This window comes from Mesorhizobium sp. WSM4828, from assembly GCF_055811175.1.
The window spans coordinates 1-9,154 of sequence record NZ_JBVVQK010000068.1; the positions used below are offsets into that span (position 1 = coordinate 1).

The window sequence follows — 9,154 nt, forward strand, 5'->3', positions numbered from 1 at the left end:
AAGCACAAGTACCAGTGTGGGCGACGATCCGTCCGCCGAAAACGAAGCGGCAACCGCACCCGACAGTTCGACTGCAGTGACAGCCCCTTCCTCTGCCAAGACCGCTGGGCAATCCATCGTCCTGCCACCCGTCCTCAGGCCTTCCAAAGCCGGTGAGGGTGACTCCACCAAGTCTCTGGGACCACTGACAGCGAAACCCGGTACGCCGGTTGCGGTCGTGCTAGCCTGCCGCGCGGCGATCATGGCCGCTGCGACGCCGCTTGGCGCGGTCAGTGTCCACGCGGCAAGCGCAGGCGCCTTGGATCAACGTCGGGGTGCACTCACGGCGCCGATCGAGGTGCGATAGACTACGCAAGAAAAGGCGGCATCGAAGTCCGGCAGGCGCAAGTCAGTTGTCGTCTTGATGCATCGGGCAGGGTCACTGCAATAACATAGCGCCAAGCCTTGATTTGCCAGCCTGCGCACACCGACAGCGGCACGATCGGCTTTCCATCTACAAGGCGGCCTTCTTCGGCGATGGCGAAGGTGAGGGCACGCTGACCTTCATGGTCGCCTTGTCCTATCTCCCCTCGCGGAATTTCGGGCCACCTCGCCTTCGGCGCCTCCAAGACGTATTGCTCGTGCGCCACTTACGCCGCGCTCGAGAAGTGACGGTCCTACGGTGCGGCGGGCGGCGGCGGCGCGCTCGGCAAAGGGGGCCAGGTGATCGTCATGACCAATGACAAATGGCGCTCAACTCGAACACTCGAAATGCATAGAATGAAGTTCAGCCGCGAGTTCAAGCTCAAGGCGGCGAGATAGGTGAAGGACCGAGGTGGCGCGGTCGCCCAGCTGCGCACAAATCGGTGCGCGGTCTATCGGGCGATCCGCCGATGCGTTTCGTCGCCACGCCAAATGAAACCCGAACAGCTGGAGATTGACCGATTGCGCAAGGAAGTCGCGAAGCCGAGGGCGGAGCGCGAAATCTTAAAAAGCGGCAGCCTACTTCGCCAGCGAAGTGATACGAGGTTCGCTTTCATCGTGGGAGTCACGCCCGCCGGGCGCAAGATCTTCATGCTGCAATGCCGGCCAATGCCGGCGTCCGCCGTAAGCCCGCGATCCGGAAGCCTGGTGCGGTCGAGCAAGCTCGAAAAATCGCCCAGGACGCCTCCTTCCCATTCGATCGCGGCGAACTTGAGCTTCGAGGAGAGGTCAACCACTTCGACGAGAACGCCCAAAAGGTGTTGGTGAAGGCTGCTGGGCTACTTGCTCTCGATGCTGGATTTGTCTGCATGTTGTTGGTGCAAGTGGTTATTGCTGCCGCCTGGGCGAGATTGGCCGGCGCCCGTTTGGGAGCTTGCGGGGCGGGGAGGCGCCGGCCGAGCGGACATCAGATCCGCCGCCCGTAGAGCTTAACAGCGGCCACGCTCGCGCCTATGGCGTTATCGCGGAAGGCCGGACGGCAGCCGGTCACTGCACGACCTCACACGCCGGTCCGTCTGCGCTTACGCGCAACAATGGGTCAGACCGCACCGGCTGGCTATGGCTTTGCGACTGCCAGCGCACCAATGAGCGCCGTTAAGTAAGCAGCGCCTCGTCTAAATGACAGCCCGATGCGATCCTGCGATCCTACCAGACTTGCCGATCGTACCAGTCGTCAATATCCTGCCGAACACGGTCCTTTTCGATACCATATCGTTCCTGGATCTTGCCTTCGAGCTGATCGCGATTGCCAGCGATGCGATCAAGATCATCATCGGTAAGTTTGCCCCACTGTTCCTTGATCTTACCCTTGACCTGCTTCCAGTTTCCTTCGACCCGATTCCAGTCCATGACATATTCTCCATTGTTCTACATAAGGCGAAACGGTCGTCCAGCCTGGGAGTTCCGGGACGAAGACCTCTGATGTTCACGTTTCCAATTGGGAGGTGACGGCGCCAATTAGGAGATGGTGGGCCTTCGGGAGGCGCGTCGACCTCCCCGACGAAGGCCCTTTGCCACACATCGACCGGCAAGGCGGCCCCGTAGGCGAACGCAAGCAACGAGCGGAGCGTGACGTGTCAGCGAGAGGAGCACGGCAGTGCTGCGCAAGATCATTCATGTCGAAAAGCCCTCCCTGGCTTCGGGCCGCTAGGCCCGCCCTGCGGTAGCGACATGCCGGATCCAAATACATGGGCAATTCAATACCCTGCCTGGGAGCTGGCTCCATGCCACGCGCGTCGCCGGATTGAACCGGAAGAGTCCGGCCGCGTTGTCTGGTGACTGGGATGGCAATTGTTGGAGATAGAAAAATGGCGAACACTGGCACAACGCGTGGACGCAACCAGGACCGGGCAAGGGTCGCTGGTAGGCAGGACCATGAGATGAAGTATGAGGCGAGCAAGACCGGCGCCAGCAAAGGTGACGTCAAGTCGGCGGTGAAGTCGGTCGGCAACAGTCGCAAGAAGGTCGAAGACAAGCTGGGCAGGAAGTGACCCTCGCCCCCACAAGACGCAAGCGACAGTGGCGATATCAAGAGCTCGAGGTTCAGCGCGGAGGATAGGCCAAATTGCCCTATGACCGACTGCCGGGAGGTTCTCATGAGAGGGCGTGCACATGACCCGCATCGCCACCTTCAATGTGAACGGTGTCAACGGCCGACTGCCTGTGCTCCTGAAGTGGTTGCGCGAAAGCGGCTGCGACATCGTGTGCCTGCAGGAATTGAAGACGTCGGACGACAAGTTTCCTGCCGAAGCGATCAGGGAGGCGGGTTACGGCGCGATCTGGCACGGCCAGAAATCCTACAATGGTGTCGCAATCCTCGCCCGCGGGATCGAGCCGGTGGAACGTCGACGCGGCCTGCCCGGGGATCCTGACGATACCCACAGCCGCTATATTGAGGCGGACGTGGATGGGATGATCGTGGGCTGTCTCTACCTGCCCAATGGCAATCCTGCGCCCGGCCCAAAGTTCGACTACAAGCTGCGCTGGTTCGATCGTCTCATCAGCTACGGCCAGCATTTGCTCCAAAACCGGGCGCCAAGCGTTCTGTGCGGCGACTTTAACGTCGTTCCAACCCCGATTGACGCCGTGGTGCCGAGCCGATGGCTGGGCGATGCGGTCTATTTCCCGCAGAGCAGGCAAGCCTATGCCAAAATGCTCCAAGCTGGCTGGATAGATGCCATGCGGCGCATCCATCCGGAGAAGGGCATCTACACCTATTGGAATTTCTCCTACCGTGGTGGCTACGATCGGAGTTCCGGTCTGCGAATGGACCATCTCCTGGTGAGCCCCTCTGCCTCCCATCGGCTGCGCGATGCTGGCGTGGATGTCGAGCTTCGCGGGTGGGAGAAGCCGAGCGACCATGCGCCGGCCTGGATCGAGCTCAATTGACGGGGAGGAATGCAGATGGTCGAATTGGATGAAACGTCGATCAACAAAAATCTCTTTGTGTGTGGCCGGCGCGAGGAGCCGAGCGGGGGAACCGCCAAACACGATGACCTGGGGGCAGCTCCGCCCCTGCTGCACCAGGATCATCCACTATATGCGTTCGCCGACATGCCACTGAACAGGCTTTGGAACATCGGGGAGATATTCCTCGGCTGCCAAGCCGCGGATGGCAAGGAAGCAAAGATCGTGTCTGGTCTGGACCAGTCCAAGGTGCAGAGCATTGCCAGGAAAGCGGTCCGGCATTGACGAAATTGGACCAAGGCCTGCGGTTTGGACCGCTTCGTGAGCGCTGGGTCCACCTTTGCGTCGACATGCAACGGATGTTTGCCGAAACGACGGAGTGGCACACGCCGTGGATGGGGCGCGTATTGCCCAATGTCGTCGCCCTCGTCGAACTTGACCCCGCGCGGACGATCTTCACCCGGTTTATTCCCCCTCAATCTCCTAACGACGCCGGCGGCGCCTGGAGACGCTACTATCAAAAGTGGGAGACGATAACCCGTGATAGGCTTGATCCTCAGCTGATTGATCTTGTTCCGGAACTGGCGCGGTTCGTGCCGCCCGCTTTGTTGGAGGACAAACCTGTCATGTCCGCTTGGCGCGGGTCACTGCATGCTCGCCTGCGGGCTGCGGGAATTGATTCACTGATCGTCTCGGGCGCGGAGACGGAGGTCTGTGTGCTCGCCTGTGTGATGGGAGCCATCGATTTCGGCTACCGGGTGATCATCGTCGCCGACGCGGTATGTTCCGGAGCTGACTCGACCCACGATGCCATGCTGGCGATCTATGAAAGCCGCTACGGCATGCAGGTCGAGACAGTGACCACCGCCGACCTCCTGGCCGCTCGACTGGACGGAATGTTGTGACATCGGGAGCACCCTTGCGCATGACAGAACAGGAAATGATTATCGACGCGTTGGGCCGGCGCGCGAACTCATTCCTCCCCGAATGCCCGCTCTCTTGGTCTTTCGCAGCGTACCCACCTGACCGGCCGCCTCAACATTCCAGGCACCTGGATTGCAGCCGGCCTTGCCGCTCTCCTTCGGCCGGTCGCAATTTAGACATGCGGCCGTTACGCGATGCAGGGCTGGTTGTCAGATGCGCGATGCAAAACGTGAGATGCAGCTCCAGTTTTGGCGATGGCAGGCGCGCCGCATTGTTGATATCATCCGCACAGAACAGGCGCGCAAATGACATCGGATTCAGAGAAGGCTGAGGCGGTCGAGCAGTTGCTTGATACACCTGACCTTGCAACAGCACTCGAAAGCGAACAGTTCAAGAAATTCCTCGACCAGGTGCCGATCGCCATAGCTGTTTCGGACCTTACCGGTGAAGAGCGCGTGGTCTACGCCAATCCGGAATTCGAGAAACTGTCAGGCCTGACAGCCGCCAGGCTCACCCGAGAAAACTGGGCTGCCCTTTTAGGCACAGGCCTCCATCAGCAAAAGGACAGGCCGCTAGCCGAGGCTGTGGTCGAGGGATCCGATTTGGTTGGCACCTTCAGGCTGGAGCGCAGCGAGGACAAACCCGCGATCGTCGACGTTTATTCCAACGAGATAGAGGACGACAACGGCAAGGTCTGTTTCCGGCTGGTGGCCCTGGTCGACGTATCGGCTCACGGGGAGGCGGGAGATCAGCGCTCGGCCGAGGAGCGTGTCAGCGACAAAGACACACTCCTTCGCGAACTGCAGCACAGGGTGAAGAACAACCTGCAGATGATCACTGCACTCATCCGGCTGGAAAGCCGCAACGCTACCGAGGCCGACCGGAGACGGTTTGAGCGCCTCGCCGGTCGCGTCGACGCTTTGGCGATCCTCTACCAGACGCTAACGGCCGACGAGCCGAAGGAGGAGGTCGACCTTGGTGTGTATCTCAGCCAGATCGCGTCCGCGGTCATGAGCTCGCATGCAGTCGAGGGGATCCGGCTGGATATGAAGGTGGATACATATCCGGTGTCAATAAACGTCGCCATGCCGGCGGGACTGGTCGTAAATGAATTGCTGACCAATTCACTTAAGCATGCGTTCCGGGGCCGCGATGGCGGCACGATAACGCTGCACAGCATCGTCGATGGCGACGGCTGCCGGGTTATAGTGGCGGACGACGGAATCGGCCTGCCGGAAGGCGAGATGTGGCCCAAGCCAGGCAAGCTCGGAGCGCTGATCGCGCGATCGCTGACCGAGAATGCCAAAGCGCAGTTAGCCGTCGAGTCCAGCGCCAACAAAGGGACGAAGGTGACCATCGTTTTCAAGCGGTCGGCGGCAGCAAGCTGAACGATTGCCGTCGAACAGAGCAGGCCGGAGACTGGCTCACGTCGCGGCTTTGAGCAGGTGGCTGCAAACACGCCCCGGACGCCCTTCGCGGTCGAGAAGAAGTTTTGCGGCGCAACTCACCCAAAACGTCGATCCACCCGAATTCCGCGACGATGGGTATCGCCCATGCGCTCGACTTCAGACTTCAGGGCGATTTGTAGGATCGGTGCCCCATAAAACACGCGCGCTCCGAGTTACCAGCAGTCCGGACGCCGCCTACTCGGCGCGCGCCGGCTCACGCGTCACGAGAACACGTCACAAATCCTTTGCCGCGAATGCGCCTGCAGCCGCCCGCCCGATCCCACTGGAGGCGCCGGTGGTGTCCGCTGGAAGCTGAAACGCTCTGCGCGTTTACCGCGAGCTTCATCGCTCCGCCATGATGGCGGGGGCACCTTACGCCTTCGCGCTCATCACGCGCGGGCTGGCAATTCAGCAGCGAGTCATCGCATTGGCCAATCTTGCCGAGGACGAAGGTCTAACCTACACATCAAATTGGTCCGACTGTTCGTGGCCGGAGGCAACCGCGAAATTGCGCTATCGGGACGTGAGAGCAAAACCGTGATGCGTGCATTCGTTCGATTTTTTGCTGCGATTATCCTGACGCCGGTTGTGGCCAGTTGCACCAGTATTTCCTACTACGCGCAATCTTTGCGGGGCCATGTGCAGATCATGGCGGCGCGCCAAGACGTCGGAAAACTGATCAACGATCCTTCGACCCCTGAGATATTGCGCGCCCGAATGGCATCGGCAAACGCCATACGACAGTTTGCTATCGATGAACTGGCGCTGCCCGACAACAACAGCTACCGCAGCTATGTTGATGTTGGTCGCGACTCTGTGACATGGGCCGTCTTCGCCGCGCCGGAATTCTCGCTGACACCACGAACGTGGTGCTTTCCGGTTTTCGGCTGTGTTCCCTACCGGGGATATTTCTCCGAAAAGTCTGCGACTGAAACCGCGGCAGAGCTTCAAAGACAGGGCCTCGACGTCTATGTGACGGGCATCACTGCATATTCCACGCTTGGCTGGTCGAGTGACCCGCTGCTAAGCACGATGCTCACCCAAGATGGAACGTATCTCGCAGGGCTGGTATTCCATGAGCTGGCCCACCAGCGCGTCTACGTGCATAACGATTCCGCGTTCAACGAGGCGTTCGCGGTCGCTGTCGAAACAACGGGTGTGAGAAAATGGCTGCGCGTGACCGGCGATACTGTCGGATTGCGCCGTTACGAAGCCGACCGGAGGCGCAAGGCTGAATTTCTCGCGCTGGTGTCGCAGACCCGGGACGAGCTAAGGCATGTCTATGACGACAATGGTACTTCTGAGCAGAAGCGGGCCGCAAAGACGGCCGCGATCGAGCGGCTGAGGACGCGCTACCGTCAGATGCGCGACAAGCGCTGGGGTGGATACCGCGGATATGACGCCTGGTTCGATGCTCCGATCAATAACGCAAAGCTCGCCGCGACTTCTGTCTACAGCGATAGGGTGCCGGCCTTTCTCCGCTTGTTCGACTTGTGTTCGGGCGACTATCCACGGTTCTATGCAGCGGTTCGATGGCTTGGCGCGCTGGACAAAGATCGGCGTACCGAAGTGCTTGCCGGGGCAGACGCATGTTATGGGGACAGTCAAAGCTGACGGCCGAATCGGTCCTCTGACGTCATTTAGGCGTGAACTGACTGGGAGGTTTCGGACGGATGCCCAGCTATCGTGGACACCAGGGGCAGTGTTCTCTTCACCTCTTCACCCGGCCCGATCGCTCGGCGGGACTAGCGAATTAATCTGCGCAACAAAGATCTACCTTAACATCGAACATGCAGTGCATTGGAAGCCACTATCCGCTGCCAGCACCGGGCGCGCTGATCCCGGCACCGCTCCGCGATTCACCGCGAACGGTGCTTAGATCTCTTCACCGAGGAGTATTTTGGCCTCTTTGGCAGCGTTTAGAAATGCCTGGCGCGCTATCCTTGGTGGCTTTTCTCCGCGGATGACAGCAAGGCACGCTTTGATGGCAGTGAGCCGCGACTTGCTTGTCGGCTGAGGCCATTCCCTAAGCAAGATTTCGGCAGCGTCCGATACGGAGGCAACGACTCTGTCACGATCGATCCGGCCGGGCTGAACGACGACAGGCTTTCTGAAACGTGTAGTGGGCACGACAATCTCCAAACCGACCACCCATGGTAGATTCGACCAATCCTCAGCGCTAGCTCAAAAGTAAATGGGCGTCGAAAGTGTGTAAGCAGCTGTCCTGGCGGCACCTTTCGCGCGTGGATGTAAGGGACGATGTTCGAGGCCTTTGAGGGCTTCGACATGACGATTTCACAGTTTATGCTTAAGTCCAAGGACGAGGAGCCGCTCCGTCGGCTGGAGATCTTCACTGGTTCGGATCGGCGGTGTGAGTGGCCGCCGGAGGAGAAGGCCCGGATAGTGGCGGAGAGCTACGAGGCGGGCGAGACGGTTTGTGCTGTGGCACGCCGGTATGGACTTTCCCCGCAGCAATTGTTCACCTGGCGTCGGGCTGCTCGCCGGTCGATGGGGGAGGCAGCGATATCGGAATCCATGTTCGTGCCGGCGGTGGTGACGGCAGCGCCTCCGAAGCCTGCGGCGAAGCATCGGCCACAGCCAAGAAAGCGGGAGCCGGCTCGAGACGCTGGTGTGATCGAGCTCGAGATCGACGGCATCGCAATGCGGGTGGGTCGTGGGCGGATTCGAAGACGGTTGCAGCGGTGATCCGTGCGCTGAGGGCAACGTCGTGATCGGGCCAACGGGAGGGGTCAAGGTCATGGTGGCGACGAAGCCGGTCGACTTCCGCAAGGGAGCGGAAGGTCTGGCAGCGCTCGTGCGCGAGGCGATGGGCGCGGATCCATTCTTATGCGTCGGGCGAGATTATGTGGCGGAGCCGCCCTGACCCCTTCGGACCGGCCAAAACCCAGCTTGCCTCCGCCACATAATATTTCATGCCTCTCTCATGGCGCGGGATTCCCCTGTGCCACAACGCCGGAGGGGAAGAATGCTCGAGTTCTATTTTCCTATTGTGGGGTGCTCAAGCGGTCTCCGGTACCCCCTTCGTTTCCCTCACTGCGCAGCCACCGTCCTGAATAGTCGGCCATGAGGCGCTCTGGGGGCGGTTGTGGCACCCGTTGGAGCCACAAAAACGCCCGAGGGATCGAGCAGGGTGAGCTTTAGTCAGAAGGTCCGAAACAAACAGCCCTACTGCATCTCTTGCGGTGGGGCCATGCCCGTCGTGGCGAGTAGCAGCAGGACGACTCGATCGGGGATGTCGACCGGCGTCGTTGCGCCGATCGCATCGATTGCGCGCCGAAGGTCATCCCATGCAAGGCGCGGCGGCATGTGGCCGAAGCCGACAAGCAGCGGCTCCAGGCGATGATGGAAACCGCCGATCCCGTGCTGCTGTTTGCTGGTATCCGCGCCGCGCA

At 60.4% G+C, this 9,154-nt stretch carries 10 protein-coding genes and 4 pseudogenes; 11 read left to right on the forward strand and 3 right to left on the reverse strand.

The genetic code is table 11. From position 1 onward, the window contains the following. Positions 1 to 444: 444 nt before the first annotated feature. The 3 genes and pseudogenes from AC0L2X_RS32065 (at position 445) to AC0L2X_RS32075 (ending at position 1,388) form a co-directional block, all read left to right on the forward strand. Positions 445 to 763: pseudogene (locus AC0L2X_RS32065) on the forward strand (hypothetical protein). 128 nt (positions 764 to 891) lie between these two features. Continuing rightward, positions 892 to 1,020, forward strand: a pseudogene (locus tag AC0L2X_RS32070) (IS3 family transposase); the annotation flags it as partial. Positions 1,021 to 1,061: 41 nt separating this feature from the next. After that, positions 1,062 to 1,388, forward strand: a complete 327-nt coding sequence (locus AC0L2X_RS32075; RefSeq protein ID WP_473601176.1) for a hypothetical protein — start codon at positions 1,062 to 1,064, stop codon at positions 1,386 to 1,388. 220 nt (positions 1,389 to 1,608) lie between these two features. Here the strand turns inward: AC0L2X_RS32075 and AC0L2X_RS32080 are convergent, their stop codons facing one another. After that, the gene (locus tag AC0L2X_RS32080; RefSeq protein WP_352478587.1) at positions 1,609 to 1,812 is read right to left on the reverse strand and encodes a CsbD family protein; all 204 of its coding nucleotides are present in this window, start codon (positions 1,810 to 1,812) and stop codon (positions 1,609 to 1,611) included. 458 nt (positions 1,813 to 2,270) lie between these two features. Between AC0L2X_RS32080 and AC0L2X_RS32085 the strand changes: the two genes are divergently transcribed. The 6 genes from AC0L2X_RS32085 (at position 2,271) to AC0L2X_RS32110 (ending at position 7,355) form a co-directional block, all read left to right on the forward strand. Beyond that, positions 2,271 to 2,453, forward strand: coding sequence for a DUF3606 domain-containing protein (locus tag AC0L2X_RS32085; protein WP_473601169.1), 183 nt, complete (start codon positions 2,271 to 2,273; stop codon positions 2,451 to 2,453). Positions 2,454 to 2,574: 121 nt separating this feature from the next. Continuing rightward, positions 2,575 to 3,351, forward strand: a complete 777-nt coding sequence (gene xth, locus AC0L2X_RS32090) for an exodeoxyribonuclease III (protein ID WP_473601170.1) — start codon at positions 2,575 to 2,577, stop codon at positions 3,349 to 3,351. Between the two features lie 15 nt (positions 3,352 to 3,366). Then, on the forward strand, positions 3,367 to 3,654 hold the full coding sequence (locus tag AC0L2X_RS32095) for a hypothetical protein (protein ID WP_473601171.1): 288 nt from the start codon (positions 3,367 to 3,369) through the stop codon (positions 3,652 to 3,654). Beyond that, positions 3,651 to 4,274, forward strand: coding sequence for a cysteine hydrolase family protein (locus tag AC0L2X_RS32100; protein WP_473601172.1), 624 nt, complete (start codon positions 3,651 to 3,653; stop codon positions 4,272 to 4,274). Before AC0L2X_RS32095 ends, AC0L2X_RS32100 begins: the two co-directional genes overlap by 4 nt. 324 nt (positions 4,275 to 4,598) lie before the next feature. Further along, positions 4,599 to 5,681 (forward strand): sensor histidine kinase, encoded by a 1,083-nt coding sequence (locus AC0L2X_RS32105; protein WP_473601173.1) that lies wholly within the window; start codon positions 4,599 to 4,601, stop codon positions 5,679 to 5,681. 600 nt (positions 5,682 to 6,281) lie between these two features. Beyond that, a complete protein-coding gene (locus AC0L2X_RS32110; protein WP_473601174.1) occupies positions 6,282 to 7,355 on the forward strand; it encodes an aminopeptidase in 1,074 nt (357 codons plus the stop codon). 261 nt (positions 7,356 to 7,616) lie between these two features. Here AC0L2X_RS32110 and AC0L2X_RS32115 read toward each other — a convergent pair whose 3' ends face one another. Next, positions 7,617 to 7,892 (reverse strand): DUF982 domain-containing protein, encoded by a 276-nt coding sequence (locus AC0L2X_RS32115; protein ID WP_473562185.1) that lies wholly within the window; start codon positions 7,890 to 7,892, stop codon positions 7,617 to 7,619. Positions 7,893 to 8,000: 108 nt separating this feature from the next. Here AC0L2X_RS32115 and tnpA point away from each other — a divergent pair, with 108 nt between their 5' ends. Then, entirely contained in the window at positions 8,001 to 8,447 is a 447-nt protein-coding gene (gene tnpA, locus AC0L2X_RS32120) for an IS66-like element accessory protein TnpA (protein WP_473601175.1), read from the forward strand. Between the two features lie 52 nt (positions 8,448 to 8,499). Next, positions 8,500 to 8,586: pseudogene (gene tnpB / locus AC0L2X_RS32125) on the forward strand (IS66 family insertion sequence element accessory protein TnpB); the annotation flags it as partial. A gap of 341 nt (positions 8,587 to 8,927) precedes the next feature. Here the strand turns inward: tnpB and AC0L2X_RS32130 are convergent. After that, positions 8,928 to 9,154: pseudogene (locus AC0L2X_RS32130) on the reverse strand (hypothetical protein); the annotation flags it as partial.

Coding starts and splice junctions, on each gene's coding strand:
- AC0L2X_RS32075 (WP_473601176.1), top strand. CDS start 1,062: ATGCCGGCCAATGCCGGCGTCCGCCGTAAGCCCGCGATCCGGAAGCCT.
- AC0L2X_RS32080 (WP_352478587.1), bottom strand. CDS start 1,812: ATGGACTGGAATCGGGTCGAAGGAAACTGGAAGCAGGTCAAGGGTAAG.
- AC0L2X_RS32085 (WP_473601169.1), top strand. CDS start 2,271: ATGGCGAACACTGGCACAACGCGTGGACGCAACCAGGACCGGGCAAGG.
- xth (WP_473601170.1), top strand. CDS start 2,575: ATGACCCGCATCGCCACCTTCAATGTGAACGGTGTCAACGGCCGACTG.
- AC0L2X_RS32095 (WP_473601171.1), top strand. CDS start 3,367: ATGGTCGAATTGGATGAAACGTCGATCAACAAAAATCTCTTTGTGTGT.
- AC0L2X_RS32105 (WP_473601173.1), top strand. CDS start 4,599: ATGACATCGGATTCAGAGAAGGCTGAGGCGGTCGAGCAGTTGCTTGAT.
- AC0L2X_RS32110 (WP_473601174.1), top strand. CDS start 6,282: ATGCGTGCATTCGTTCGATTTTTTGCTGCGATTATCCTGACGCCGGTT.
- tnpA (WP_473601175.1), top strand. CDS start 8,001: ATGTTCGAGGCCTTTGAGGGCTTCGACATGACGATTTCACAGTTTATG.